The organism is Erythrobacter sp. WG (assembly GCF_026586795.1).
Taxonomy (GTDB): domain Bacteria; phylum Pseudomonadota; class Alphaproteobacteria; order Sphingomonadales; family Sphingomonadaceae; genus Erythrobacter.
In genome coordinates this window covers 76,609-102,849 of sequence record NZ_JAPFGY010000011.1, presented here as the reverse complement: position 1 = coordinate 102,849, position 26,241 = coordinate 76,609, and the positions used below count along the sequence as shown (strand labels likewise).

The window sequence follows — 26,241 nt, the reverse complement described above, 5'->3', positions numbered from 1 at the left end:
GCGCTGCACCTGCCCGGCATCCCGCCCCTGCCCGGCCCGCCGCCCGGCCCCGCGCGCGGCGCCGAGCTGCCCACGCTCCTTGCCGAGGCAGCGCAGTCGCCGCCCTACCTCCCGGCTGCGCAGCCGGTCCGCGAAGGCGCACGGCCCCGGCGCTGGTCGGCCGATGCCTGGGCCTTCTGGCGCCAAGGATCGGAGACCGGGGCGCCGGTCTCGCAAGGGCGGGTGCCGATCTACGGGGCGAGCCAGATGGGCGCGATCCTGCATTACCGGCTCGGGATGCTGGGCGGACACGCGCCCCGGCTGCACCTGCGCGGCTACCGCGCGCTGATCGCGGGCGGGGAAAGCGAGGCCGCGTTCGGCGCCTCGCTGCGCCCGCTGCCGCGCGTGCCGCTGCGGCTGTTCGCCGAAGGCCGCTACACCGCCCCGGCGAGCGGCAAGGGCGAGCTTCGCCCGGCGGCCTATGCCGTCACCGAGATCGCGCCGGTCGCCCTGCCGCTCGGCACCCGGCTCGATGCTTATGGGCAGGCAGGCTGGGTGGGCGGCAGCTTCAACACCTGGTTCGCCGACGGGCAGGCGACCCTCACCCGCGAGCTGGGCTTCACGCGCCGCTTCAGCAACGATGCTGTCGGCCTAAGCCTCGGCGCGGGCGCGTGGGGCGGGGCACAGAAGGGCGCGCAGCGGCTCGATGTCGGGCCGACGGCGCGGCTCGACTTCCGGCTGGGCCGGGTGCCCGCCCGCGTCTCGGTCGACTGGCGCCAGCGGGTCGCGGGCGATGCCGCACCCGGATCGGGCGTGGCGGCGACGATCGCGGCGGGCTTTTAGGGTTCGCCGGCGCGAACCGCGGGGCGGGCGGTCTGCGCCACCCCAGGAGGCACGCAAACACGACGTTTGCATCGCGCGCCCGCGCGATCGGCGAACAAGTAGCGCTCGCGGCTTCAATCCTTCCGGCGCCTCGGCTAGCGTCCGCGGCATGGACGTGTACCTGCCCATCGCGAATCTCTCGGTCAACGGGCTTTACATCGTCCTGCTCGGCGGGCTGACCGGCATCCTGTCCGGCCTGTTCGGGGTCGGCGGCGGCTTCCTGACGACGCCGCTGCTGATCTTCTACGGCATCCCGCCGACGGTCGCAGCCGCCTCGGCGGCGACGCAGGTGACCGGCGCGAGCGTGTCGGGCGTGCTCGCCCATTCGCGGCGCAAGGGGGTCGACTACCGGATGGGCGGGGTGATGGTCGCGGGCGGCATGGTCGGCGCGCTGATCGGGGCGGGGCTGTTCAGCCTGCTCCAGCGCGCCGGGCAGATCGATGTCGTGATCTCGGTGCTCTACGTGCTGATGCTCGGCTCAATCGGGTCGCTGATGATGCGCGAGGCGATCGAGGCGCTGCGCCCGGGCCTGCTCGGCAAGGCCGGGCCCCGCGTGAAGAAGCGCCGCCACCACCCGCTCGTCGCCAGCCTGCCCTATCGCTGGCGGTTCTATGCCTCGGGCCTCTACATCTCCCCGCTCGCCCCGCTGCTGCTGGGGATGGGGGTGGGGGTGCTGACCATGCTGCTGGGCGTGGGCGGCGGCTTCCTGCTGGTGCCGGCGATGCTCTACATCCTCGGCATGAGCGGCAACGTCGTGGTCGGCACCTCGCTCTACCAGATCCTGTTCGTGACCATGGTGACGACCATGACCCACGCGCTGACCACCCGCGCGGTCGATCTTGTGCTGGCAGGCCTGCTGCTGCTGGGATCGGTGCTGGGCGCGCAGTTCGGCACGCAGATCGCGATGAAGGCCAGGCCCGAATACCTGCGCCTCGCGCTCGCCACGCTGGTGCTGCTGATTGCCCTCAGGATGCTCTACGGCCTCGGCGTCGCGCCGGACGAGATCTACACCGTGGAGCGCCTGTGAGGGGCGCGGCGTGAGCCTCGCCGCGCGTCTCGTGGTGGTGCTGGTCGCCTGGGCCGCGCTCACCGCCCAGCGCGAGCCGGTGTTGGTCCCCGAGGTCAGCCAGTCGCTGATCGAGGTGCGCCAGGGCTTCACCGGCGCGCGGCTGCTCCTCTATGGCGCGGTGATCGACCCGGAAGGCGCGGGCGGCTCTGGCGACTATGACATCGTCGTGGTGCTCAAGGGCCCGACCGAGCCGGTCCGCATCCGCGAGAAGGCGCGCATCGCCGGCATCTGGATGAACGCGCAGGACAGCGACTTCCGCTCCGCGCCCTCGTTCTTCGCGGTCGCCTCCTCGCGCCCCATCGGCGACATCGTCGACGAGCGCACCGCGGCGATATACGAGCTCGGCACCGAGTTCATCCAGCTTTCGCCCTCGGGCACGATCGACCCGGAAGAGCAGGCCCGCTTCGCCCGCGGCCTTGTCGAGCTGCGGCGCAAGCAGGGCCTGTATCAGGAGAACCCCGGCGGGGTCCGGATCAGCGAGAAGGTGCTCTATCAGGCGCGCATCGACCTGCCCTCCAACGTCACCACCGGGCGCTACACCGCGGAAACCTTCGCCATCGCCCGCGGCCGGGTGGTGGCGAGCGCGACGGCGCGGATCGAGGTGGTGAAGGCCGGGCTCGAGGGCCAGGTGGTGACCGCCTCGCAGCGCTTCGCATTCTTCTACGGCCTCGGCGCGATCGCCCTGTCGCTGGGCATGGGCTGGCTCGCCGGTCGGCTTTTCGCGCGCGGTTGAACCTGCATTACTTCGCAGGAAAGCGCAGCGTTGACCCCATCTTAACTTCGTCCCGGCTACAGCCGCGAAGGCCAGCAGGGGGCGCGCGAGGAAGGGCGCAGATGAGCGAAAGTTACGGGCAGAATTTCGAACGCTTCACCGGGCCGGGGCCCGCGACCGCCGATGAAGCGACCGCCGCCTACGCGCGCGGACCGCAGGACAATGCCCGCCTGCCGATCGGCGTGGTGCTGGAAATCTCCGGCTCGGGCTCGCAGATCGCGCTCGATATGCAGCGCATTACCGAATGCATGGCCGATGCCGATCCCTCGATCGCCATGACCGGTCAGGTCGGCAGCCAGATCAAGATCCGCGTCGGCGATGCCTGGCTGCTCGCCAACGTGCGCGACCAGCGCAAGGACCGCCGCACCGATGGCGGGATCATCGCCCATATCGACTTTTTGGGCGAGGGCGGCGAGGAGAAGCTGACGGGCCGCATCCACGGTTTCAAGCGCGGCGTCACCCGCTATCCGATCCCCGGCGCGCTGATCTACCCGGCGACGACCAAGGACCTCGAACAGATCTACGCCAGCGACGGCCGCGCCAGCATCACCATCGGCAAGGTCTTCCCGACCAAGGACATCCGCGCCGGGCTCTATATCGACGCGATGCTCGGCAAGCACTTCGCCCTGCTCGGCTCGACCGGCACCGGCAAGTCGACCAGCGCCGCGCTGATCCTGCACCGCATCTGCGAAGCCGCACCCAAGGGTCACATCGTGATGATCGACCCGCACGGGGAATATTCCGCCGCCTTCCGCCAGACCGGGCAGATCCTTGACGTCTCGAACCTCCAGATGCCCTACTGGCTGATGAACTTCGAGGAACATTGCGAGGTGCTGCTGTCCTCGAGCGGGAACGAGCGGCAGACCGACAGCGACATCCTCGCCAAGTGCCTGCTCGCCGCGCGCAGCAAGAACCGGCTGGCGCAGACGATGGGCAAGATCACGGTCGACAGCCCGATCCCCTATCTGCTGAGCGACTTCGGCGCGATCCTCCAGGACGAGATGGGCCGCCTCGACAAGGCGACCTCGAGCGCGCCTTATATGCGCATCAAGCAGAAGCTCGACGAGCTGAAGGCCGATCCGCGCTACCAGTTCATGTTCTCAGGCATGCTGGTGGGCGACACGATGGTCGAATTCATCGGCAAGATCTTTCGGATGCCCGGCCACGGCAAGCCGATCTCGATCATCGACGTCTCGGGCGTGCCGTCCGACATCACCTCGACGGTGGTCGCGGTCCTCTCGCGCCTCGTCTTCGACTTCGCGATCTGGGGCCGCGACGAGAAGACGCGCCCCGTGCTGCTGGTGTGCGAGGAAGCGCACCGCTACGTGCCCAACGAGAAGAACGCCGACGGTTCCTCGGTGGGCAAGATCCTCTCGCGCATCGCCAAGGAAGGCCGCAAATACGGCATCAGCCTCGGCCTCATCACCCAGCGCCCTTCCGACCTTGCCGAAGGCGTGCTTTCGCAGTGCGGCACGATCATCTCGATGCGCCTCAACAACGACCGCGACCAGGCCTTCGTCAAGGCCGCCATGCCCGAAGGGGCGCGCGGCTTCCTCGATTCGATCCCCGCGCTCAGAAACCGCGAATGCATCATCTGCGGCGAGGGCGTCGCGATCCCGATCCGCGTGACCTTCGACGCGCTCGAAGAACACAAGCGTCCGGCCTCCGAAGACCCGAGCTTCTCCGAGCTGTGGAGCCGCGACGGCGGCGAGGAAGAGCTGGTCGAGCGCGTGGTGATGCGCTGGCGGAGTCAGGGCTAGGTCAGGGCTGCTTCACATCGTCGAACACCGCCTTGCGGTAGCTGCCGTCGATATCGAAGATGCGCCATCCGCCGGGCACCGCGATGAGATCGAGCGTGCGCTTCTGCGATGTGCCGAAATTGGTGAAGGTCACCACCGCCTTGGCCCTGTTGCCGTCGAAGGTGATGCTGTCGATGGCGTGCGAGACCTCGCCATAGTCCTGGCAGGCGCAGATCGGGTCGGCATCCTGCGAGGCTTCGATCATGCCGGTCTTCTCGGTGCGCTCGTTCAGCGCGGTGATGGCGGCGGCGAGTTCGGGCTCGAAGCTTTCGTTCGGCGCGAGGAAGAGGTTCGGCTCCCCATCGTTGGCATAGGCGGCGAACAGCGTGTCGACGAAGGCACGCGCCGCCGCCTCGTCGCCCGTCGCGGGGCTCGTCGCGGCTGGCGGCGTCTCCGCCGCGACCGCTTCGGCCGTGTCGCCAGGAGCCGCGCCGCCGCATCCGCCGAGCGCCATCGCCAGTGCGCCAGCCGCGCCAAGCGTCGCCCATCGTGTCTTGATCATCATACCCCCCTTGTTCGCGCCCCTCAGGTCCCCCGTGTATCCCCATACAGGTGGATATGCATCCGGTCGCTCATCCTGAAGCCGTGTTCGAGGCATAGCGCGCTGAGCCACGCCTGCCGCGCGCGCAGGGTCGCGCTGTCGGTGCCCTCGGCCATCAGGAACACGCGTTCGGGGCGGAAGCGGTAGCGGCGGTGGAGGGCGAGCACCTCGTCTACATCCTCCGGCGCGGCGATCACGAACTTCAGGAAGGCGCGCGGTTCGGTGGCCCAGGCGTCAAGGCGTTCGGGGATCAGCGCAAGGCCGGCAGGGTTGCCCGAGTGCGCAAGCTTGGGGCTGACATTGTACTGGTCGACCCGGATATCGAGCCGCACCGGCGGGGCGACGGTGCCGTTGGTCTCGATCTCGACCGTCATGTCGGGCAGGTGCTCGAGCATCTCGGCGAGCGCGCCCGCCTGAAGCAGCGGCTCTCCCCCGGTGATGACAAGGCGTTTCTGGCCCAGCGCGGCGATCCGCGCGGCGGTTTCCTCGGGCGAGAGCGTCACCTGGTTCGCCTTGCGGTCGAACGCGATCCCGTCCCGGTGGGGCCGGTTGTCGCCCTCGAACCGCCAGGTGTAGGCCGTGTCGCACCACTGGCAGGCAAGGTTGCAGCGCGACAGCCGCACGAAGGCGACCGGCACCCCCATGCTCGGCCCCTCGCCCTGGAGCGAGGCGAAGATTTCCGGCCCGCCGGTGTCGTCGGTGGCGAGTGTGAGGTTCATATCCTCCCCCACCGGGGGAGGGGGACCATGCGCAGCATGGTGGAGGGGCAGGCGCGCGCGATCCGGACGGGCGCGCAAGCGGAACGGGGCGCGCGCCCCTCCACCCCGCCGCTGCGCGGCGCGGTCCCCCTCCCCGGTTCGGGGAGGATCGCCATCACCCCAGCCGCGCCAATGCTGCCGTTAGCCGCTCGACCTCACCCGTGTGGTGGGCGAGATCGGCGCGGGCCTTTTCGACGGCTTCGGGCTTGGCCTTCTCGGCGAAGGCGGGGTTGGCAAGGCGGCCTTCGAGGCTTTTGGCTTCCTTGCTGCTGGTCGCGAGCGCCTTTTCGAGCCGGGCCTTTTCGGCTGCGATGTCGACGATGCCTTCGAGCGGGATGACGAACACGTCCTCGCCCGCGGTCACCTGCATCGCGGGGCCAGCGGGGGCCTCGCCGATGGTCACCGGGGTGAGCCGCGCGAGGCGCTCGATCGCGGCGCTGGAGCGTTCGATGGTGCGCGCCGCGACGTCAGAGGGTGAGGCCAGCCACGCCGCCAGCTTCGCGCCGGGCGCGATGCCGAGCTCGTTTTTCGCGCTGCGGGTGTTGGTGGTGAGGTCGATCACCCAGTCGATCGCGTCGGTCGCCTCCTTGCTGACTTCCGCTTCGGGCGCGGGCCATTGGGCGACGATCAGCTCGTAAGGCCGCTCACCCAGCTTGTGCCACAGCTCTTCGGTGATGAAGGGCATGAAGGGGTGGAGCATGACGAGGATCTGGTCGAGCGCCCAGCCGGCGACGGTGCGGGTTTCTTGCGCCGGCGGGCTGTCGGTGTCCCCGGCGAAGACCGGCTTGATCAGCTCCAGATACCAGTCGCAGAACTTCGACCACGTGAACTGGTAGATCGCGTTCGCCGCCGCGTCGAAGCGCAGGTCGGCCATCGCCTTTTCGATTTCCGAGACGCAGGCCTGCACTTCGCCGATGATCCACTGGTTGGCGGCGAGGCGGGCTGCGGGCGCCTTGATCGTGTCCGAAGCGCCGATGCCGTTCGACTGGCAGAACCGCGCCGCGTTCCACAGCTTGGTCGCGAAGTTGCGGTATCCCTCGACCCGCTTTTCATCCATCTTGATGTCGCGGCCCTGGCTCTCCATCGCCGCCATGAAGAAGCGCAGCGCATCGGCGCCGTACTGGTCGATGAGGCCGAGCGGATCGACGACATTGCCTTTGGACTTCGACATCTTCGCCCCGTCCGCCGCGCGCACGAGGCCGTGGAGATAGAGCCTGTCCCAGGGCTTCTGCCCCATGTTGTAAAAGCCCATCATCATCATGCGGGCATCCCAGAAGAACAGGATGTCGAAGCCGGAGATGAGGAGGCTGTTGGGGAAGTGTTTTTGGAGGAGGTTCCCTTGTCCGTTCGCCTCGAGCGAAGTCGAGAGGCCGGGCTGAGGTGTCTCGACTTCGCTCGACACGAACGGAGTGTCCGGCCACCCCAGCGTGGCGAAGGGCCACAGCGCGGAGGAGAACCATGTGTCGAGCACGTCGGGGTCTTGCCTCAAGAAGATCTTTGACGGCTCCTTGCCATCATTAACATAATCAGCGATTTGACGAAGATTGGCCCACGGGTTTTCGGTAAAAACGATCTCTTTCGTTTCTGCATGGCGACCATAAAATTCGCGCGCCTGAGCGAGGCAATCTTCCGAGCTGAGAGCGACAAAAACCTTGTTTTTTGAGCTATCGCTCATGTTGTAAGACAACCCATCATCTTTGATGATAGGCCCAAACCAAGCCGGAATCCGGTGCCCCCACCACAATTGCCGGGACACACACCACGGTTGGATATTCTCCATCCAGTTGAAGAAGGTCTTCTCCCAGGTCTTGGGCACGATCTGGATGTCGCCCGAGCGCACGGCTGCGATCGGCTTCTTCGCCAGTTCCGCGGCGTTCACATACCACTGGTCGGTCAGCCACGGCTCGATCACCACCCCGCCGCGGTCCCCGAAGGGGGTGGCGATCTGGCGCGGTTCGGCGTCGTGTTCGACGTCGTTGCCGTCCTTGTCCTTGGTGATGTGCGGGATGAGCAGCCCAAGCTCCTTCATCCGCGCGACCACCAGCTCACGCGCGCCGTCGACGCCGTCGCGGCGAAAGCGGTGGAGGCCGAGGAATTCCTCCGGCACTAGCCCGTCCGCTGTCTGGCAGACGTTCGCCTCGGCATCGAGCATATTGAGCATCTCGCCCGCGGCAAAGCCAGCGCGCTTGCCGACCTCGAAGTCGTTGAAGTCGTGCCCCGGGGTGATCTTGACGCAGCCCGAGCCGAGTTCGGGATCGGCGTGCTCGTCGGCGACCACGGGAATGCGGCGACCGGTCAGCGGCAGGATCACGTGCTTGCCGACGACGCTCGCGTAGCGCTCGTCCGCTGGGTTCACCGCCACCGCCATGTCGGCCAGCATCGTCTCGGGACGGGTGGTGGCAACTTCGAGATAATCGCGCCCGTCGTCGAGCCGCGCGCCATCCGCGAGCGGATATTTGAAATGCCAGAAGCTCCCCGCAATCGTCTGCGTCTCGACCTCGAGATCGCTGATCGCGGTCTTGAGCTTCGGGTCCCAGTTCACCAGCCGCTTGTCACGGTAGATGAGGCCGTCGTTATAGAGGTCGACGAAGGTCTTGATGACGGCCTTCGTGAAGTGCGGGTCCATCGTGAACTGCTCTCTGGACCAGTCCATCGAGCAGCCGAGGCGCCTGAGCTGGTTGGTGATCGTGCCGCCGCTTTCGGCCTTCCACTCCCACACCTTCGCGACGAATTCCTCGCGCGAATAGTTGGTGCGCTTGTCCTGCCGCGCCTCCATCTGGCGCTCGACCACCATCTGCGTCGCGATCCCGGCATGGTCGGTGCCGACCACCCACAAGGCGTCCTTGCCGCGCAGCCGCTCGTAGCGGATCACCACGTCCTGCAGCGTGTTGTCGAGCGCGTGGCCGATGTGCAGCGAGCCGGTGACGTTCGGCGGCGGGTTGACGATGGTGAAGGCCTCGGCATCAGGCCGCTCGGGGCGGAACAGGCCCTGCGTTTCCCAATGCCGATACCAGCGCGCCTCGATGGCGGCGGGGTCGAAGGTGGTGGGCAGGGTGGTGTCTTGTGCGTCGGGCATGATGGCCCGCGCCATGCCAGCACCGATGGTGCGATGCAATCGGGGAAGGGCGCCGCGCGGGCCCGCCAAGCCTTGCGGGGGGCGCGGAAACTCCCCATAGCCCCAGGCGGGATGCAAAGCGCCGCGCAACATTCGCTCATCGACGACGGCGCCGGCGGCGCCCGGCTGGTGCTGTCCGGCGAACTCACGCTCGCCCGTATCGGCCCGCTCGAACGCGAGCTGCGCGCGATGGAAGGGCCCGTGGCGGTGATCGACCTTGCCGAGGTCGAGGAGATCGACACGGTCGGCGCCTATGTCGTGTGCCGCTTCGCGAGCGCGCATGGCAGCGACATCGCCGGGGCGAGCCCCGAGGCCGAGCGCCTGCTCGCCGCGGTCCGCGATCTCGAGACGATCGGCGACAACCACCCCCATCGCCTGCCGGTGTGGGAGCGCGTCCCCTACAAGCTCGGCGAGCACGTCTTCAATGCGCGCAGCGGCGTCTACGGGGTGATCGGCTTTCTCGGGCAGATCCTGATCGGCGCGGCCAACCTGCTGCGCCATCCGAGCCGCTTTCCCTTGAAGGCGCTGGTCCACCAGATGGAGCTGGTCGGCGTCTCCGCCCTGCCGATCATCGGGCTGATGAGCTTCCTGATCGGCATCGTCATCGCCCAGCAGGGCTCGGTCCAGCTCGAGCAGTTCGGGGCCGAGGCGCTGACCGTCAACCTCGTCGGGCGCATCACCCTGCGCGAACTGGGCGTGCTGATGACCGCGATCATGGTCGCAGGCCGATCGGGCAGCGCCTTTGCCGCGCAATTGGGGACGATGAAGCTGACCGAGGAGATCGACGCGATGCGCACCATCGGCATCTCGCCCATCGAGGTGCTGGTGATCCCGCGCATCCTCGCGGCGACCTTCATGATGATCCTCCTCGGCTTCTACGCCTCGGTCGTGGCGATCGTCGGCGGGGCGGTGGTCGGCCAGTTCGGGCTCGGCATCCCGTTCGTCACCTTCCTGCTGCGCATTCAGGAGGTGGTGCCGATCCACGACCTGTGGGTGGGCCTCATCAAGGCACCGGTGTTCGGCCTGATCGTTGCACTGGCAGGGTGCTACAATGGCCTCCAGGTGCGGAGCAATTCCGAGGAGGTCGGCAGGCGCACCACCATGGCGGTGGTCTCGGCGATTTTCGCGGTGATCGTGCTCGACGCCTTCTTTGCGGTGTTCTTTACCGAGGTGGGCTGGGAATGACGCCATGCGGATGAAGGCCAATCCCGATGACGATACCCCGGCGATCGTGGTCGAGGGGCTCGTCAACCGGTTCGATGATTTCGCGGTCCACGAAGGCCTCGACCTTACCGTCAGGAGGGGCGAGATTCTCGGCGTCGTCGGCGGATCGGGCACCGGCAAGTCGGTGCTGATGCGCTCGATCATCGGGCTCCAGCAGCCCGAAGCGGGGCGCATCACCGTGCTGGGCCGCAACCTGTGCGGCGAAGGCGCGGAGACCGATCTCGTTGTGCGCGAGCGCTGGGGCGTGCTGTTCCAGGGCGGCGCGCTGTTTTCGACCCTGTCGGTGGGTGAGAACGTGGAGGTGCCGATCAAGCAGTTTCACCCCGAGCTCGACCCAGGCCTCAGGGCCGAGATCGCGCGCTACAAGGTGATGCTCACCGGCCTGCCGGAAAGCGCGGTGCAGAAATACCCTTCCGAGCTGTCGGGCGGCATGAAGAAGCGCGCCGGCCTGGCCCGCGCGCTGGCGCTCGATCCGGAACTGCTGTTTCTCGACGAGCCGACCGCCGGGCTCGATCCCATCGGCGCGGCCAAGTTCGACCGCCTGACGCGCGAATTGCAGGAGACGCTGGGGCTCACGGTGTTTCTCATAACCCATGATCTCGATACGCTCTACGAGATCTGCGACAGGGTGGCGGTGATCGCCGACAAGAAGATCATCGCGGTTGGCACCATTCCCGAACTGATCGCCACCGGGCACCCGTGGATCGAGGATTACTTCAACGGCCCGCGCGGCCGCACCGCGCACAAGGCGCACATGAGGGGTGAGGCGTGAGCGGCGTGATGCCCCGGATAATGTTGGACAAGCGCGCCCGCCGGGCCGCATAGGAGCGCCATGGAAACGAGGGCCAATCATCTGTGGGTGGGCGCGGTGACGCTGGTGCTGCTGGCGGCGCTGGCGGCGTTCATCGTCTGGCTCGCGCGGCTCGGGCAGGGCGATGTCGAGGAATACGACATCTTCTACAACCAGTCGGTCTCGGGCCTCAACAACGGCAGCCAGGTGACCTTTGCCGGGGTGCCGGTCGGCCAGGTGACCGAGATCGCGCTCGCCAAGAACAATCCCGAATTTGTCCGCGTGCGGATCAGCGTCAAGCCCGACGTGCCGATCCTGGTCGGCACCGTGGCGACCATCCAGGCGAGCTTCACCGGGGTCTCGACGATCCTGCTCGACGGGGCGCGCAAGGACAATCCGCCGATCACCTGTCAGACCACCGCCTGCCCCGAAGGGCGCCCGGTGATCCCGCCGGGGCGCGGCGGCTTCGGCGAGATCGTCGCCAACGCCCCGCTGCTGCTCGAACGGCTGGCGACGCTGACGGAGCAGCTGAACGTGATCCTCGGCCCTGAAAACCAGGAGGAGATCGCCGGGATCCTGCGCAACACCAACCGCCTGACTGCGGGACTTGCGGACACGACGCCCGAATTGAACGCCAGCCTCAAGGACTTCCGCACGACGCTCGCCGAGCTCAACCAGACGCTCGACGCGGTCGAGAAGGTGGCAGTCACCACCAACGGGGTGCTTGACAAAGAAGGCCAGCCGCTCGCGGCCGAATTGCGCGGCACATTGCGCAGCGCCAACGCCGCGCTCGCCTCGCTCTCGGCAACGCTCGAGGACAGCCGCCCGGCGGTGCGCCAGCTGCGCACGAGCACGCTGCCCAACGCGGAGGCGACGCTCGAGGATCTGCGCGCCACCACCCGCTCCCTGCGCGCGATCACCGAAAAGCTCGAAAGCGAGGGCGCGCGCGCCCTGGTGGGCGGCAAGTCGCTGCCGGATTACAAGCCGTGAGGATGACCACCGCGATGAAACGGCCCGCTCTTCTCGCCCTGCCGCTGCTGCTGGCGCTGCCCGGCTGCATCAGCCTCGGCGGCACGCCGCCCGAGAGCCTGCTGACCCTGAGCCCGGCGAGCACCGCGCCGGTCGGGGCGGGCGCGGCAAGCGGCACCGCGCAGCCGGTGATCGCGGTGCTCAACTTCGACGCTCCCGCCAAGCTCGACGTGCTGCGCGTGCCGGTTGCCGTCAGCGCCACCGAGATCGCCTATCTCCAAGAGGCCTACTGGGTGGAAAAGCCCGCGCGCCTGTTCCGCCGCCTGCTGGGCGAGACGATCCGCGCCGGCGGGGCTGCGATGGTGGTGGATGGCGATACGACCGCGACGCTTGCCGACACGGCCTTGCGCGGCACGCTGATCGACATGGGCTATGACGCGCCTTCTTCTTCGGTGCTGGTGCGCTTCGACGCGGTGCGCACCGACAAGGACGGCAAGGTCACCACCCGCCGCTTCGAAGCACGCGAGAGCGGCATCCCGGCCGAGGCGCGGGCGGTCGGCGCAGGCCTCAACACGGCGGCGAACCGGGTCGCGGCCGAGGTCGCTGCGTGGGTGGCGCAAGGCTAGCGATTGCCGTTCGACCTGAGTGTATCGAAGGGCTGCCGCTCTCTTCGCGGCAAGAGCGCCGAGTGCAGGGAAGGCAGGGCTTCGACAAGCTCGGCACCGACCGGATTGAACGTCAGGCCCTCGCCATCCGCGCGAAGGCTGAGGCGCGCAGGAAATCCGCCTCGCGCCGCGCGCGGCGTTCCTCCGCTTCCTCGTCCCGGCCCCACAGCTCGGCCTGCCATTCCTCCTCGAGGCTCGCCGCCTGCCACAGGGCGAGCGGTTCTTCGGCATCGAGCGCGGCGAGCCCGATGACCAGCGAAGCGGCAAGCTTGGTCATCGCATCCACCCCGGCGAGCGCGAAGGGATCGAGCGCCTTCAGCCGCGCCTCCAGCACCGCAAGGCTTGCGGGCGGCTGGGGGCGGTGCAGCACGCCGCTGACCCGCGTGAGCGTGATGGCGTGCGCCTGCTCGAACCGCGCGAGGATCGGCTCCCACACCGCCTGCTGGCGGGCGTGGAGCGGCTCGTCGGGATCAGCGCGGTAGCACAGCGTGTCGGTCTCGGCATAGGCGAGGAGCCCCTCGGCTGCGCCTTCGGGGTCCGGGGCAAGGATGTCGATCGCGTAGTCGGCCATGTCGCGCAAGGGGAGGCTCCTTGGGTCGATCGTCTCGCCCTGATCGCGCCACTCCGCCGCCAGCGCTTCGCCCAGTGCTGCGGTCGGCACCACCTGCGGCGCGCCGCCGACGGTCTTCACGCCGCGCCCGTCGAGCAGCACCTGCCAGCCGCCGCCGGGCTGCGCGGCGAGCGTGACCTCTTTGTAGAAGCGCCGGATCATTGCTTGCGGCTTTCCTCGGTCCTGAAGCTGCGGGCGACGAGGCGCGGCACGAAGAAGAAGTCGAGGAAGCCCGCCACGGCCAGCACCACGCCGGCCGCATAGGGCAGGTCGATGAGCCCGCGCACCACCGCAAAGCCCGCCACGATCATCGCGATGCCCGAAAAGCGCGCCGCACTGATGACCAGCCATCCGGTGCGCGCGCGCGCCTCGTCCGCTGCGCGGTCTCGGCGCGCGGTCACGGCAGCACCTCGGCGAGTGCGGCGGCAAGGGCGGGGGTGTCCTCGGCTACCTGCCGCGCCCCGCTCGCCAGCAGCTCTGCCGCGCCGTGGTAGCCCCAGCCGACCCCGATGGCGGCGACCCCGATGCTGCGCGCCATCACCATGTCGAAGCTGGTGTCGCCGATCATCACCGTTTGGTCGCGCTGAGCGCCGGCCTCGAACAGCGCGGCCTCAAGCATCGCCGGGTGCGGCTTGGACGGGTGGCGGTCGGCGGTCTGGAGCGAGACGAACAGGTCGGCGATCCCGTGGGTCGCAAGGCAGGCGGCGAGGCCCCGGTCGGACTTGCCGGTGGCGACCGCGAGGCTCCAGCCGGCGGCGTGGAGGTCGCGCAGCAGCGCGGCGATGCCGGGGTAGAGCGGTTCGTCGAGCAGCCCCTCCTCGCGCCGCGCGCGGAAGGACGAGCGGTAAAACTCTGTGACGTCGCGGTTCTGCGCCTCGGTGAGCTGCGGCGCGAGGGCGCGCACCGCCGCGGGGAGGCTCAGGCCGACGATGCGGCGCACCTCGTGATTGTCGGGGGCGGGGAGCCCCGCGCGGGTGAAGGCGCGCTCCATCGCCCAGCACACGTCCGCCTGCCCATCGACCAGCGTCCCGTCGCAGTCGAACACCGCGAGACGGGTCATGCGGCGATGTTCCGGACGAGGTGCGCAAGGGCGGCATGGCCGGCGGCCTCGAGCCCGGCGGCGATCGCCGAGCGTTCCTCGGGCGTCTTGTTCTGCGAGAGCTTGAGGGTGGGCCGCCAGGCGAGCACCTCCATCTCGAAGCCGACGATGCCTCTGAACAGTCCGGACCAGACCTTCGCCGAGGATTCCTCCGCCCGCCACGGCGTGCCTTCGAGGCGGCCCTCGTGCTTTTCGATCGCGGCATGGAGGAAGGCTTCGAGCCCCTCGTCGGCCATGCGCCGCACCCGGCCCTCGAGTTCGAGGGCGACGTAGTCCCAGGTCGGCACCGTGTCCCGGTTGGCGTACCAGCGGGGGCTGACATAGGCGTCCGGGCCGTTGACGACGATCAGCGCTGCGGCTCCGGCGGCGAGATGGCGCGACAAGGCATTGCCGCGCGCGAGGTGGAACTGCACCGCGCCGTCGCCGGTCGAGATCAACGGCGTGTGCGCGACGCGCGGGCCGTCGAGGGTCTGGGCGAAGACCATGCCGAAGCCGATTTCCTCGACGAGCGATTCCATCAGCGCCCGGTCATCGGTGCGGTAGAGCGGGTTGGGGTGCATCAGCGTTTCGCCCCCGGCTTGCCGCCCGTTCTCCCTTGGGGCTTGCCCTTCGCCGGCGCCTTGCCCTTCGCCTTGGGCTTGCCCTGCGGCTTGGCCGCCCCGCGCGCACGGCGGGGGGCGCGGGTTTCCTTCCGCGCCTGCTTGAAGTGGCGGCGGGCGGCCTGCTTCTTCTCTTCGGGCGTCTTCTCGGGGACCTCCTCGCGCAAGGGGGAGGCGTCGGACATCCCGGGATCGAAGCCCAGCACCTCCATGCTCTGCGCGAAGTGCGGCGGGAGTTCGGCGGTCACATCCAGCTTGCCGCCGGAACCTTCCCCGGCCTTGGGTTCGGTGATGATCAGGCGGCGGGCGTGGAGGTGCATCTTGCGGCTCACCGCGCCGGTGAGGAAGGCGTCCTGCCCGCCATACTTGCCGTCGCCCACGATCGGGTGGCCGATCGCCGCCATGTGGACGCGCAGCTGGTGGGTGCGCCCGGTGAGCGGCTCGAGTTCGACCCACGCGGCGCGCTGGCCCGCCCGGTCGACCACGCGGTAGCGGGTCTTGGCCGCTGCCCCGTTTTCCTCGTCGATATGCATCTTCTCGCCGCCGGTGCCCGGCTGCTTGGCGAGAGGGGCGTCGATCACGCCTTCGGAAAGCTGCGGGTTGCCGACCACCAGCGCCCAGTAGACTTTCCGTGCGCTGCGGCTGGCGAACCGCTTGGAGAAGCTCGCGGCGCTGCCCGGCGTGCGGGCGATCAGCAGCACGCCCGATGTGTCCTTGTCGAGCCGGTGGACGAGGCGCGGGCGGGGCGCGTTGCCTTCCACGAAAGCATCGAGCAGCCCGTCGACGTGCTTGGTCGTCTTGCTCCCGCCCTGCGTGGCAAGGCCCGGGGGCTTGTTGAGCACGATCGCGGTCGGCGTCTCGCGGATCACCATGCCTTTGGCTTCGGCGATCTGTTCGGGGGTAAGGGGGCGCGCTCGCGGCTTCGCCGCTTCGCGCGGCGGTTCGTCACCGCCCGGCGGCACGCGCAGCACCTGCCCGGCCGCGAGGCGATCCTCAGGTCTCGCGCGCTTGCCGTCGACGCGGACCTGCCCGGTGCGCGCCCAGCGCGAGACCGTGGCGAAGCCGACCTGCGGCAGGTTGCGCTTGAACCAGCGGTCGAGGCGCACGCCGTCGTCGTCTTCGCCGACCGTGAACTGGCGGACCTCGTCCCGATCGCCCTGAGCTTGTCGAAGGGTCATGCGCCGGTCCCCTGCGCGGCGACGAGGCCGATGATCACCGCGGCCATGCCCGCGACCAGCGAGGCAGCGGCGTAGCCTGCGGCGAGCGTGCCCTGCCCGCGGTGGACCATGGTGACGAGCTCGGCGGAAAAGGCGCTGAAGGTGGTGAAGCCGCCGAGCAGACCGACGCCGATCAGCAGCCGCGCGCTCTCCGCCGCTTCCTCGGCGAGGGTGCCGCGCGCGAACCAGCCGACGAGCGCGCCCATCGCGAGGCTGCCGAGGATGTTGACCGCGAGCGTGCCCCAGGGGAAGGCGTTCCCCGCCCCGGCGAGCCCCGCCACCGCACGCCCGACATGATAGCGCAGCATCGATCCCACCGCCCCGCCGACGGCGACGTTGAGGCTTGCGACGAGAGGGGAGATTTCACCGGCCATCCGCCGCCCATAGCGAGGCTCGCCCCGCGTGGCTAGCGCACCGCGACGCTGGCGGCTTGCCTTTCGGGCGGTGTTGGACTATCGGGGCGCGGTTTCGAGGGCGGCTCCCCTGTGGGAATCGCCCGAATCCCGTTTCAATACACCCGCGCACCCCCGCCAATTCGCACCCCGGGGCTCTGTGATCCGGAAATGAGGTAGTCGTCGTTTATGCAAATCATGGTTCGCGATAACAATGTCGATCAGGCCCTGCGCGCGCTCAAGAAGAAGCTGCAGCGCGAAGGCGTTTATCGCGAGATGAAGCTGCGCCGCCACTACGAGAAGCCGTCGGAAAAGCGCGCCCGGGAAAAGGCCGCTGCCGTGCGCCGCGCCCGCAAGATGGAGCGCAAGCGGATGGAGCGCGACGGGTCGAAGTGATCCGGTCGCTCGGGCGGTGATCCGGAGCCGGAACCGCTTGAAACCCCCTTTCCGATCAGCCATCAGGGCGCGGCATCGAACCCGCGCCCTTTTGGCGTCATAGCGCCGCGCCGATCAGCGCGGCCCAGCAGGACCAGACCATGACCGAGATCACCCGTGTTCCCATCAAGCCCATCGCCAAGGGCTCGCTGACCAAGCTGTGGCTCGGGGTGATCCTGGCGGTGCTGGTCGGCGCGGGGCTCGCCTGGGCGGCGGTGCCGCGCGGGCTCGATGTCGACGTGCTGCAGGCCGGCACCGGGCCGACCCCCAAGGCCGGCGAGGTGATCTTCATCCGCTACAAGGGCACGCTCGCCGCCAATGGCACGGTGTTCGAGGACGTGCAGAAGGGCCCCTTTCCGGTGCAGGGCCTGTTCCCGGACGGCCAGCCGCTCCTCTATGAGGAAGGCCAGATGATCCCCGGCTTCTACCAGGGCCTCAAGAATGCGCAGAAGGGCGGCAAGTACCGCATCTTCATCCCCGCCGACCTCGCCTATGGCGCCACGCCCCCGCCGGGCGCGCCGATCCCGCCCAATTCCGATCTCCAGTTCGAGGTCGAGGTGGTCGACATCCAGAGCCGCGAGACGGTGGAGCGCAACCTCCAGATCATCCAGCAGATGATGCAGCAACAGCAGCAGCAGGGCGGCGCCCCGCGCGCTCCGGCCGAGGGGGCCCCCCAGGCGCAGGCGCCGGCCGCCGGTCCGCAGGTCCAGTAGGCGACAGGAGGGGCGCATATGTCGGTCGACAAGGCAACCGTCGTCAGGATCGCCAGTCTCGCGCGCATCCGCATGGACGACGCGGCGCTCGAACGGATGGTCCCGGAACTGAACGGCATCCTCCAGTGGGTCGAGCAATTGGGCGAGGTGGACGTAACCGGGATCGAGCCGATGGCGGCGGTGATCCCGAACACGCTGCGCCTGCGCGAGGATGTGGTCGATGCCGATCCGCTGACGGGCGGCGGCAAGCGCGAGGACGTGCTCGCCAATGCGCCTGCGGCCGAGCACGGCTTCTTCGGGGTTCCGAAGGTGATCGAGTGATTTTGCGCTTTGCCCGCCTGTCCCCCTCCCGCAGCCCCCGGCTTTCGCCGGGGCGGGTATCGGGGTTAGGGGTGGGCACGAACAACAAGACCTCCGTCTGCGGTCTGGCCCACCCCCGGCCCCTCCCGCAGGCGGGAGGGGAGACGATATGACCGACCTTACCTCTCTCGGCGTCAAGGACATCCGCGACGGTGTCGCCAAGGGCGATTTCACCGCGCGCGAAGTGGCGGAAGCCTTCAACGCCGCCGTGGCCGAGGCCGCCACCCTCAACGCCTTCATCGTCACCACCCCCGACCATGCGCTCGCCGCCGCCGACAAGGTGGACGCCGCGCGCGCTGCGGGCGGGCAGCTGGGCAAGATGGCGGGCGTGCCGATCGGGATGAAGGACCTCTTCGCCACCCACGGCGTCCAGACCACCGCCGCGAGCCACATCCTCGAGGGCTTCACGCCCCGCTACGAATCGACCGTCAGCCAGAAGCTGTGGGACGCGGGCGCGGGGATGCTGGGCAAGCTCAACCTTGACCAGTTCGCGATGGGCTCCTCGAACGAGACCTCCTATTTCGGCAATGTCACCTCGCCGTGGAAGAAGGCGGGGAGCAACGCTGCCATGTCGCCGGGCGGTTCCTCGGGCGGTTCTTCCGCCGCCGTCGCCGCGCGCATCGCCCCTGCTGCGACCGGCACCGACACCGGCGGCTCGATCCGCCAGCCTGCCGCCTTCACCGGCATCTGCGGCATCAAGCCGACCTATGGCCGCTGCTCGCGCTGGGGCATCGTCGCATTCGCCTCGAGCCTCGATCAGGCGGGGCCGATGGCCCGCTCGGTCGAGGACTGCGCGATCATGCTCGGCGCGATGGCGGGGTTCGATCCGAAGGATTCGACTTCGCTCCAGATGGAGGTGCCCGATTGGGAGGCCGCGCTGAACGCCGATCTGCGCGGCAAGAAGGTCGGCATACCGCGCGAATACCGGATGGAGGGCACCGATCAGGCGATCTTCGATTCGTGGGAGCAGGGCAAGGCATGGCTGAAGGACGCGGGCGCGGAGATCGTCGACGTCTCGCTGCCGCACACCAAATATGCGCTGCCCGCCTACTACATCGTCGCGCCGGCCGAGGCCTCGAGCAACCTCGCGCGCTATGACGGGGTGCGCTACGGGTTGCGCGATCTGCCCGACGGCGTGGGCTTGCAGGACATGTATGCCGCGACCCGGGCCGCCGGTTTCGGAGACGAGGTCAAGCGCCGCATCCTGATCGGCACCTATGTGCTCTCGGCGGGCTTCTACGACGCCTATTACACCCAGGCCCAGAAGGTCCGTGCGTTGGTCGCCCGCGATTTCGAGCGCGCTTTCGCCGAATGCGACGTGATCCTCGCGCCCACCACGCCGACGGCAAGCTTCCCGCTCGGCTCGATGACCGACGATCCGCTGACGATGTATCTGAACGACGTTTTCGCGGTCCCCGCCAGCCTCGCCGGCCTCCCCGCGATGAGCGTGCCCGCCACGGTCAACGCCGATGGCCTGCCGCTCGGCCTCCAGCTGGTCGGCAAGCCCTTCGACGAGCAGGGGGTGCTCGACGCAGGCCTCGCGATCCAAGAGCGCGCGGGCTTTACTGCCAAGCCGGAGAAGTGGTGGTGATCGCCGACACGCCGCTGCTGATCGCCGGGATCGGCATCATGCTGGCGGTGCCGCTGACCTTCATGTTCGCCAATTGGGTAAGGAAGAACGTCGATCACGGCGAGATGCGTTTCGGGCCGGATGGCAAGGCGATCGAGGATGAGCGACCGCGCGGCGAGGATTGATCGCTGCCATGGGACGGCTTGACGGTATTACCTCCACGACGTAATACTTTTGCCATGCGTTACGAAACCTCCATGACGGTCAAGGGTCAGATCACTGTGCCCAAGGACGTGCGCGACCTGCTCGGGCTGAAGCCGGGGCAGAAGGTGCAGATCGAAATGGACGAGGACGGGATCGTGCGGATTTTGCGCGCGGATGCCAATGCTGATCGTGAAGCGCGGCTGGCGCGGGTGCGTGAAGCACAGGCAGCGTTCAAGGCACAGGACCCGATGCCGGGGATGGATGGGCTGACCTTTCAGCGATGGATCCGCGGCGACGGGCCCGAAGTTTGATATTCGACAGCAACATCGTCCTCGATCTGCTGGATGCACCGCCGGAATCGGAACTCTACGGTGCGATTGACGCTGTGCGCGGGCCGCGCGTCCACGTGAACGAAATTGTCTATGCAGAGGTTGCGGCGCGATTCGTCTCGCCCGGCTTGCTCGAGACGAGCATCGCGGCACTCGACCTTGTCGTGGAGCCATTGACGCTCCTGGAATGTCATCGTGCCGGGCAAGCCTTTGCCGAATACCGTCGGCGCGGAGGGGCGCGCATCGCGATACTCCCCGATTTCCTGATCGGCGCGCAGGCCGCGACAAGGGGCTGGCCTCTCGTCACCCGCGACCGTAAGGGCTTTGCCAGCTATTTCCCCGAACTCACCATCATCGATCCTTTGGAACACATCGCATGAGCAACTACCGCATCCAGGGTGCCACCGGCGAGTGGGAGGTCGTGATCGGCCTCGAAGTCCACGCGCAGGTCACCTCCAACGCCAAGCTGTTCAGCGGCGCCGCGACCGCTTTCGGGGCGGAGCCCAATGCGCAGGTGAGCCTCGTCGATGCGGCGATGCCGGGGATGCTGCCCGTGCCCAACCGCGAGTGCATCCGCCAGGCGGTGCGCACCGGCATGGCGATCGAGGCGCAGATCAATGCGTGGAGCCGGTTCGACCGCAAGAACTACTTCTACGCCGACCTGCCGCAGGGCTACCAGATCAGCCAGCTTTATCATCCGCTTGTGGGCGAAGGCTCGCTGCTGATCGAGGCGGACGAGAAGGCCGGCATCCCCGAGGACAAGGTGATCGGCATCGAGCGCATTCACGTGGAGCAGGATGCGGGCAAGCTGATGCACGATCAGCACCCGACGATGAGTTACGTCGACTTGAACCGCAGCGGCGTGGCGCTGATGGAGATCGTCTCCAAGCCCGATATGCGCTCGCCCGCCGAAGCAGGGGCTTACTTGAGGAAGCTGCGGGCGATCCTGCGCTATGTCGGCTCGTGCGATGGGAACATGGAAGAAGGCTCGATGCGCGCCGACGTCAACGTCAGCGTGCGCAAGGTCGGTGAGCCCTTCGGCACCCGCACCGAGACCAAGAACGTGAACTCGGTGCGCTTCGTCATGCAGGCGATCGAGCACGAGGCGATGCGCCAGGTCGACGTGCTCGAGAGCGGCGGGACGGTGGTGCAGGAAACCCGCCTGTTCGACCCCGGCACCGGCACCACGCGGACGATGCGCAGCAAGGAAGACGCGCACGATTACCGCTACTTCCCCGATCCCGACCTGCTGCCGCTGGTGCTGGAGGACGACTTCCTCGCCGAATGCCGCGCCAGCCTGCCCGAACTGCCCGACGCCAAGCGTCGCCGCTACATCGAGGCGCTGGGCCTCACCCCCTACAACGCGCGCGAGCTGACCGCCGAGGTCGAGACCTTCGCCCGCTTCGAGACGCTGCTGGCGGAGACCGCCAAGGCCATCGGCAAGGATGAACCCGCCGTGGCGACGCAGGTCGCCAACTGGTCGCTCTCGGTCGCGCCGGGCGTGATGAAGGCGCTGGGCGAGGAGGCCGACCCCGCCAACGCCACCGCATCCGCGCAGGCGAGCATCCTCGCCATGCAGGACAAGGGCGAGATCAGCGGCGGGCAGGCCAAGGAGATCTTCGAGATCGTCCTCAAGACCGGCCGCGATCCGCAGGAGATCGCGGAAGCCGAGGGCCTCAAGCAGGTTTCCGACACCGGCGCCATCGAGGCCGCCATCGACGCGGTGATCGCCGCCAACCCCGACAAGGTCGCCGAATATCGCGCCGGCAAGGACAAGCTGTTCGGCTTCTTCGTCGGCCAGGTGATGAAGGCGATGGCGGGCAAGGGCAATCCGGGCGTGGTCAACCAGCTCCTGAAGGACAAGCTGGGCTGATGACGCTCACCTGCCTATGCGGCGGCATCGCGGTGACGACGCCGGGCAAGCCTGCATTTCTCCATGCCTGCAACTGCGACCTGTGCCGCAAGGCGGGGGCGCGGTGGGGCTATTTCGATCCGGCCGAGGTCAGCGTCACCGGCGCGAGCGCGACCTATCGGCGCGGCGACAAGCCCGAGCCGGGCGTGGACGTGCACTTCTGCCAGACCTGCGGCGCGACCACCCACTTCCGCATGACGCCGGCGGCGATCGCGAAGCACGGCGATGTCATGGCCGGCGTAAACATGGGCCTTGCCGACGAGGGTGATCTCGTCGGGGTCGAGGTCCGCTACCCCGACGGCAAGGCGTGGTCGGGCGAGGGCGCTTTCGGCTACTACCGCAAGGCCCGGGTGATCGGCGCCGACTGCTGAGCGCCGTGACCGCAGCGGGCCCCGCCATCATACTCGTCCAGCCCGAGATCCCCGGCAATACCGGGGCGGTGGGGCGGACCTGTGTGGCGCTGGATATGGAGCTGATCCTGATCCATCCGCTCGGCTTCACCATCGACGACAAGCGGGTGAAGCGCTCGGGCCTCGATTACTGGCCGCATGTGCGCCTCACCGAATATGCCAGCTGGGAGGCCTTCCTCGACGCGCGCACCCCGCGCGCGGACCAGCTGTTCCTGTTCGAGGAGTTCGGCGCGCGCTCTTTCTATGAACCCGAATACCCCGATGACGCCTTCCTCGTCTTCGGGCAGGAGACCAAGGGCTTGCCCCGGGCGATTCTCGACCGCCATCCCGACCGGCTGTTCCGCCTGCCGATGCGTTCGCAGGTGATCCGCTCGCTGAACCTCGCCAACACGGTGTCGGCGGCGGCCTATCAGGCGCTGAGGGGCAAAATCTAGGCGTCAGGCGCGGCGTTTGCCGACCAGGAGGCCCTTGGTGCCCGCGCCTTCGTAAGCCCACACGAAATCGGGCCAAGCCTTCTTCCAGCGCCGCGCGACATAGCGTTCGCCCGGCCGGGCGGCATCGTCGAGCAGCACAGTGCCGCCCGGCGCGATCAGCGGGAAGAGGCGTTCGGCCATGCCGCGCGCGAAGGGGTGGACCGCCCAGGGCGGGCCGTCGATCACGAGGAGGTCGATCGAGCCCGGCACCTCGGTAAGGCCATACCACAGCCCCGGCCAGCGCACGTCGCGCGTGGTCAGCGGAGCGTAGCGGAAATCTGCCTCGAGCGCGTGTTCGGCGAGCCACTCGTGCATCGCCGAGACGAAAGGCGCGTGGCTGTCGTAGGAGTGGAGCCGCCCGTTGCCATGCTGGGCCAGCGCCTTGGCGATCACCAGCGAGGTTGCGCCCGAGCCGAGCTCGACCACCGTGGCGGGCCGTGCCGCCTCGATGGTGTCGACGATGCGGTGAAGCAGGTAGGTATCCGCCTTCCAGCTGCCGAGATGCGGGAGCGCATCGGCCTCGAGCCCCAGCCGGTCGAGCAGGGCCTGCTTTTCCGCCTGCGTCCCGCCGTAGAGGCTGCGTAGGAGCCAGGGCCATTGCACCGCCCCGAAAGCGATCTGGAACAGCCGCTCGCCCGGCGTGCATCGCACGTCCGCATCGGTGTCACCGGTCTTGGCAAGCAGGCCGGTCAGCATCTTCGTTGTCATGGAATGGGGTCTCTGGCGGCCACTGGTCGGATCGGATGAAGAAGGGCGCAGGGTGCGTCAATCGGCACCGCCGCATCTGGGCGCCATGCGCGCCAGAATGTGGCAAGATTGCGGCAAAAACGCAAACGGCAAGCTATTCGAGCCCCAAGGCGCGCAGGTTCATGGTCGCGGCATTGTAGCTCGCCTCGGCGAGACGGCCGGCCAGCTGTGCGCGAATCGCGCCGATCTGCGCGTTGGCGGCGGTTTCCTCGCGGGCGTTGACCAGGAAGAACTCGCCCGCGCCGAGGCGGAAGCGGGTGCGTTCGGCCTGCACCATCCGGTTGGCCTGCTCGACCTCTGCATCGGCAAGCTGGGAGAGCTTCACCGCCGCCGTGAGGTTGGCGAGGATGTTGGCGACCTCGGTGGTGATCTGGTCGGCGATGCGGCGCTGGCGCAGCTCGGTCTCGCGCAGTTCGGCCTCGGCGCGCTGCAAGGCGCCGCGCGCCGCGCGCCGTTGCAGCGGCACCGAGAAGGTGAGGCCGACCACCGTGTCGGTCGAATCGAAGCCCGGCCCGCCCGGGCCGATGCGGCCGAAATCGCGCGACAGCTCCACGCTCGCGTTGAGCGAGGGCTGGAGGTCGTTCTCGCGCAGCAGCACCCGGTTGGCGGCGCGTTCCAGCGCGAGGCGGAAGGTCTGGAGTTCGGGCCGCGTGGTGATCACCTCGTTGACCGGCCGGGCCGCGATCGTCTCGGCCGGGGGCACGGCCTTCATTAAGGAGAGATCGGGCAGCATCTCGCGGGTCGGCACGATCATGCGCCCGTCTTCGGTGCGCAGGTAGAAGCCGAGCGAGTTGGCCGCGGTATCGAAATCGCGCCGCGCCTGTTCCAACAGGGTGCGGCGGCGCAGCAGGTTCTGTTCGTTCTCGGTCAGCGCGATGCGCGCGCGCGCGCCTTCGCGCACCTCGCGCGCCAGGCCGATCTGGCGCGCCTCGGCGATCTCGAGCAGTTCCTCGAAGACCCGGATCTCCTCGCCCGCCGCAACCCAGCGCCAATAGGCGCGCAGCGCCTCGTGCTGGACGTTGAGGCGCACCAGCATCACGTCGAACCGCGCCTGGCTGGCCGCGAGGCGGGTGTCCTCGATTGCGAAGCGGCGACTGTCGATGTCGCGGTTGCGCAGCAGCGAGAACAGCGCGCCCACCTTCGCCTCGCCCAGCTGGTTGGTGTAGTTGTAGTTCTCGTAGGTCGGGAAGGTGCCGTCCGAGACGCGGTAGGAGCCGAACACCTCGGCGCCGTAGGGGCGCAGCGGCTGGCGGGCCTCGACCTTGCCGAAGCCGCCCGAATAGAAGCCGGTGATGCGGTCGTAATACTCGCCCTTCAGCATGAGGTCGAAGGCGCCGTCGGCGGCGAGCTGGTCGGCGCGCGCGGCGGCCTCGCGCTCGAAGGCCTCGAGCACCGAGGGGAAGGTCAGCGCCGAGGAGCGCAGCACCTCCTCGGGCAGCAGCGCGCCGGTGGTGAGCGCCGCCTCGAGCGGCTCGGGATTGGCGGCGATATCCTGCGCGCCGGCCGGCGTGCCCGCAGCCGCCAGCGCCAGCGTGGCCGCGCCGATAAGCCCGATGCCGCGCGCAAGGATCACTTCTTCGTCGCCCCGGCGCTCGTCTCGCCCGCCGGCAGCTGCGGCGGGAAGTTGTTGAGCTGGCGCCAGATCTCGTAACCGACCGGCACCGTCTCGAGCAGCACCCATGCCTGCACCGCGGCGCCGAAACGCACGTAGCGCTCCTCGGGCCAGGCGTGGCCGTCGAACGTCTCCTCGGCGATCAGCACCCGGAAGCGCCCGTCGATCTGGGCCGAACGGTCGACCGCGATGACCCGGCCGCCGAAGGTGCCGACCGCGACCGAGGGCCAGCCCGAGAACTGCACCGCCGGCCAGCCTTCGAACTGGACCCGCGCCTGGTCGCCCGGGCGCACGAGCGCCACGTCGCGGCCGTCGATGAAGATCTCGATCACCCGCTGCGCGCCGTCGGGCACGAAGGTTGCGAGCACGTCGCCCGCCTTGACGACCGTCGCCGCATCGCCCGCGTTGAGGCTCTGGATGAAGCCGTCGCGCGGGGCGCGCACGATCTGCACCGATTGGCGGGCGATGTTGACGTCGGCACGGTTCAGGGCAGCCTGCGCGGCGGCGACCTGGCCCTCGCGCTCGGCGATGCGGATCTGCGCCTGTTCGAAATCGCGCCGCGCGGCGAGCCCGGCCTCGAACAGCTCGCGGCTCCGGCGCTCGTCGATGCGGGCGGTGGCGAGCGCGGACTGCGCGGCCTGGAGCTGGAGGGCGAGCTGCGCGCGTTCGGCCTGCAAGCGCTCGATTAGGTTGGGGTCGATGTCGGCGATGCGCACGATCGGGTCGCCCTGCTTCACCGAGCTGCCGTCGCGCACGTACCATTCCTCGATACGGCCCGGCACCAGCGCGTTGATGTCCTGCTTGCGCTCGTTCGGGCTCAGCGTCGTCACCACGCCCGGCCCGGAGGTGGTCTGCACCCAGGGCACGTAGATCAGGAAAGCGACCCCGATCACCAGCGCGAAGAGGATCATGTAGAAGATCGCCCGCATCACGCGCGGCACGCGGATCCCCGCAAGCGTCGTGAAATGCGCCATGTCCTGTTTGAGCATCGCCATA

General features: G+C 68.5%; 29 protein-coding genes and 1 pseudogene. 18 read left to right on the top strand and 12 right to left on the bottom strand.

What is annotated here, in order from left to right; genetic code table 11:
- The 4 genes and pseudogenes from OPU67_RS07810 to OPU67_RS07795 form a co-directional block, all read left to right on the top strand.
- Positions 1 to 822 (top strand): annotated as a pseudogene (locus OPU67_RS07810) (hypothetical protein); the annotation flags it as partial.
- 148 nt (positions 823 to 970) lie between these two features.
- Complete coding sequence (locus tag OPU67_RS07805; protein ID WP_267618934.1) at positions 971 to 1,888, top strand: sulfite exporter TauE/SafE family protein; 918 nt, start codon at positions 971 to 973, stop codon at positions 1,886 to 1,888.
- Positions 1,889 to 1,898: 10 nt separating this feature from the next.
- Positions 1,899 to 2,663, top strand: coding sequence for a TIGR02186 family protein (locus tag OPU67_RS07800; protein ID WP_267618932.1), 765 nt, complete (start codon positions 1,899 to 1,901; stop codon positions 2,661 to 2,663).
- Between the two features lie 101 nt (positions 2,664 to 2,764).
- Positions 2,765 to 4,462: an ATP-binding protein gene (locus OPU67_RS07795; protein WP_267618930.1), complete on the top strand. Its 1,698-nt coding sequence runs from the start codon at positions 2,765 to 2,767 to the stop codon at positions 4,460 to 4,462.
- 1 nt (position 4,463) lies between these two features.
- Here OPU67_RS07795 and OPU67_RS07790 read toward each other — a convergent pair whose 3' ends face one another.
- The 3 genes from OPU67_RS07790 to OPU67_RS07780 form a co-directional block, all read right to left on the bottom strand.
- On the bottom strand, positions 4,464 to 5,003 hold the full coding sequence (locus tag OPU67_RS07790) for a hypothetical protein (RefSeq protein WP_267618929.1): 540 nt from the start codon (positions 5,001 to 5,003) through the stop codon (positions 4,464 to 4,466).
- Between the two features lie 23 nt (positions 5,004 to 5,026).
- Positions 5,027 to 5,761, bottom strand: a complete 735-nt coding sequence (locus OPU67_RS07785; protein WP_267618926.1) for a 7-carboxy-7-deazaguanine synthase QueE — start codon at positions 5,759 to 5,761, stop codon at positions 5,027 to 5,029.
- 154 nt (positions 5,762 to 5,915) lie between these two features.
- Positions 5,916 to 8,876, bottom strand: a complete 2,961-nt coding sequence (locus OPU67_RS07780) for a valine--tRNA ligase (protein WP_267618923.1) — start codon at positions 8,874 to 8,876, stop codon at positions 5,916 to 5,918.
- Between the two features lie 111 nt (positions 8,877 to 8,987).
- On the opposite strand from OPU67_RS07780, the gene OPU67_RS07775 reads away from it, so the two are divergent.
- Genes OPU67_RS07775 through OPU67_RS07760 form a run of 4 tightly spaced genes read left to right on the top strand, consistent with a single transcriptional unit; the run spans position 8,988 to position 12,524 of the window.
- Entirely contained in the window at positions 8,988 to 10,100 is a 1,113-nt protein-coding gene (locus tag OPU67_RS07775; protein WP_267618921.1) for an ABC transporter permease, read from the top strand.
- A 4-nt stretch (positions 10,101 to 10,104) separates the two neighbouring features.
- Positions 10,105 to 10,911 (top strand): ABC transporter ATP-binding protein, encoded by an 807-nt coding sequence (locus tag OPU67_RS07770; protein WP_267618920.1) that lies wholly within the window; start codon positions 10,105 to 10,107, stop codon positions 10,909 to 10,911.
- Positions 10,912 to 10,971: 60 nt separating this feature from the next.
- Positions 10,972 to 11,919 carry an MlaD family protein gene (locus OPU67_RS07765; protein ID WP_267618918.1) on the top strand — a complete coding sequence of 316 codons (948 nt, stop codon included), beginning with the start codon at positions 10,972 to 10,974 and terminating at the stop codon, positions 11,917 to 11,919.
- Positions 11,920 to 11,921: 2 nt separating this feature from the next.
- A complete protein-coding gene (locus tag OPU67_RS07760; protein ID WP_267618949.1) occupies positions 11,922 to 12,524 on the top strand; it encodes an ABC-type transport auxiliary lipoprotein family protein in 603 nt (200 codons plus the stop codon).
- 112 nt (positions 12,525 to 12,636) lie between these two features.
- Here the strand turns inward: OPU67_RS07760 and OPU67_RS07755 are convergent, their stop codons facing one another.
- From OPU67_RS07755 to crcB, 6 genes are read right to left on the bottom strand one after another with little or no spacing between them, the layout of a single operon-like run.
- Positions 12,637 to 13,332 (bottom strand): ATP12 family chaperone protein, encoded by a 696-nt coding sequence (locus OPU67_RS07755; protein ID WP_420708979.1) that lies wholly within the window; start codon positions 13,330 to 13,332, stop codon positions 12,637 to 12,639.
- Positions 13,332 to 13,574 (bottom strand): hypothetical protein, encoded by a 243-nt coding sequence (locus OPU67_RS07750; protein WP_267618913.1) that lies wholly within the window; start codon positions 13,572 to 13,574, stop codon positions 13,332 to 13,334. The genes OPU67_RS07755 and OPU67_RS07750 overlap by 1 nt, the downstream gene beginning before the upstream one ends.
- On the bottom strand, positions 13,571 to 14,233 hold the full coding sequence (locus OPU67_RS07745; protein ID WP_267618912.1) for an HAD-IA family hydrolase: 663 nt from the start codon (positions 14,231 to 14,233) through the stop codon (positions 13,571 to 13,573). The genes OPU67_RS07750 and OPU67_RS07745 overlap by 4 nt, the downstream gene beginning before the upstream one ends.
- A complete protein-coding gene (locus OPU67_RS07740; protein ID WP_267618911.1) occupies positions 14,230 to 14,832 on the bottom strand; it encodes an FMN-binding negative transcriptional regulator in 603 nt (200 codons plus the stop codon). The genes OPU67_RS07745 and OPU67_RS07740 overlap by 4 nt, the downstream gene beginning before the upstream one ends.
- Complete coding sequence (locus tag OPU67_RS07735) at positions 14,832 to 16,049, bottom strand: RluA family pseudouridine synthase (protein ID WP_267618910.1); 1,218 nt, start codon at positions 16,047 to 16,049, stop codon at positions 14,832 to 14,834. Before OPU67_RS07735 ends, OPU67_RS07740 begins: the two co-directional genes overlap by 1 nt.
- Positions 16,046 to 16,462 carry a fluoride efflux transporter CrcB gene (gene crcB, locus OPU67_RS07730; RefSeq protein ID WP_267618909.1) on the bottom strand — a complete coding sequence of 139 codons (417 nt, stop codon included), beginning with the start codon at positions 16,460 to 16,462 and terminating at the stop codon, positions 16,046 to 16,048. The genes OPU67_RS07735 and crcB overlap by 4 nt, the downstream gene beginning before the upstream one ends.
- Positions 16,463 to 16,669: 207 nt before the next feature.
- Here crcB and rpsU point away from each other — a divergent pair, with 207 nt between their 5' ends.
- From rpsU to OPU67_RS07680, 10 genes are all read left to right on the top strand, one after another.
- Positions 16,670 to 16,876 carry a 30S ribosomal protein S21 gene (gene rpsU, locus OPU67_RS07725; protein WP_017664771.1) on the top strand — a complete coding sequence of 69 codons (207 nt, stop codon included), beginning with the start codon at positions 16,670 to 16,672 and terminating at the stop codon, positions 16,874 to 16,876.
- 140 nt (positions 16,877 to 17,016) lie between these two features.
- Entirely contained in the window at positions 17,017 to 17,628 is a 612-nt protein-coding gene (locus OPU67_RS07720) for an FKBP-type peptidyl-prolyl cis-trans isomerase (RefSeq protein ID WP_267618902.1), read from the top strand.
- An 18-nt stretch (positions 17,629 to 17,646) separates the two neighbouring features.
- Entirely contained in the window at positions 17,647 to 17,949 is a 303-nt protein-coding gene (gene gatC / locus OPU67_RS07715; protein ID WP_267618899.1) for an Asp-tRNA(Asn)/Glu-tRNA(Gln) amidotransferase subunit GatC, read from the top strand.
- A 148-nt stretch (positions 17,950 to 18,097) separates the two neighbouring features.
- Entirely contained in the window at positions 18,098 to 19,579 is a 1,482-nt protein-coding gene (gene gatA, locus OPU67_RS07710) for an Asp-tRNA(Asn)/Glu-tRNA(Gln) amidotransferase subunit GatA (RefSeq protein ID WP_267618896.1), read from the top strand.
- Entirely contained in the window at positions 19,576 to 19,743 is a 168-nt protein-coding gene (locus OPU67_RS07705; protein ID WP_267618893.1) for a glutamyl-tRNA amidotransferase, read from the top strand. Before gatA ends, OPU67_RS07705 begins: the two co-directional genes overlap by 4 nt.
- Positions 19,744 to 19,797: 54 nt before the next feature.
- Entirely contained in the window at positions 19,798 to 20,073 is a 276-nt protein-coding gene (locus OPU67_RS07700) for an AbrB/MazE/SpoVT family DNA-binding domain-containing protein (protein ID WP_267618892.1), read from the top strand.
- The gene (locus OPU67_RS07695) at positions 20,070 to 20,471 is read left to right on the top strand and encodes a type II toxin-antitoxin system VapC family toxin (RefSeq protein ID WP_267618890.1); all 402 of its coding nucleotides are present in this window, start codon (positions 20,070 to 20,072) and stop codon (positions 20,469 to 20,471) included. Before OPU67_RS07700 ends, OPU67_RS07695 begins: the two co-directional genes overlap by 4 nt.
- A complete protein-coding gene (gene gatB, locus OPU67_RS07690; RefSeq protein ID WP_267618888.1) occupies positions 20,468 to 21,964 on the top strand; it encodes an Asp-tRNA(Asn)/Glu-tRNA(Gln) amidotransferase subunit GatB in 1,497 nt (498 codons plus the stop codon). Before OPU67_RS07695 ends, gatB begins: the two co-directional genes overlap by 4 nt.
- Positions 21,964 to 22,374, top strand: coding sequence for a GFA family protein (locus tag OPU67_RS07685; RefSeq protein ID WP_267618887.1), 411 nt, complete (start codon positions 21,964 to 21,966; stop codon positions 22,372 to 22,374). Before gatB ends, OPU67_RS07685 begins: the two co-directional genes overlap by 1 nt.
- A gap of 5 nt (positions 22,375 to 22,379) precedes the next feature.
- The gene (locus tag OPU67_RS07680; RefSeq protein WP_267618885.1) at positions 22,380 to 22,847 is read left to right on the top strand and encodes a tRNA (cytidine(34)-2'-O)-methyltransferase; all 468 of its coding nucleotides are present in this window, start codon (positions 22,380 to 22,382) and stop codon (positions 22,845 to 22,847) included.
- Between the two features lie 3 nt (positions 22,848 to 22,850).
- Here the strand turns inward: OPU67_RS07680 and OPU67_RS07675 are convergent, their stop codons facing one another.
- The 3 genes from OPU67_RS07675 to OPU67_RS07665 form a co-directional block, all read right to left on the bottom strand.
- Positions 22,851 to 23,594: a class I SAM-dependent methyltransferase gene (locus tag OPU67_RS07675; RefSeq protein ID WP_267618883.1), complete on the bottom strand. Its 744-nt coding sequence runs from the start codon at positions 23,592 to 23,594 to the stop codon at positions 22,851 to 22,853.
- Positions 23,595 to 23,727: 133 nt separating this feature from the next.
- Positions 23,728 to 25,206 (bottom strand): TolC family protein, encoded by a 1,479-nt coding sequence (locus tag OPU67_RS07670; protein WP_267618882.1) that lies wholly within the window; start codon positions 25,204 to 25,206, stop codon positions 23,728 to 23,730.
- Entirely contained in the window at positions 25,203 to 26,240 is a 1,038-nt protein-coding gene (locus OPU67_RS07665) for an HlyD family secretion protein (protein WP_267618881.1), read from the bottom strand. Before OPU67_RS07665 ends, OPU67_RS07670 begins: the two co-directional genes overlap by 4 nt.
- Position 26,241: the final 1 nt, after the last annotated feature.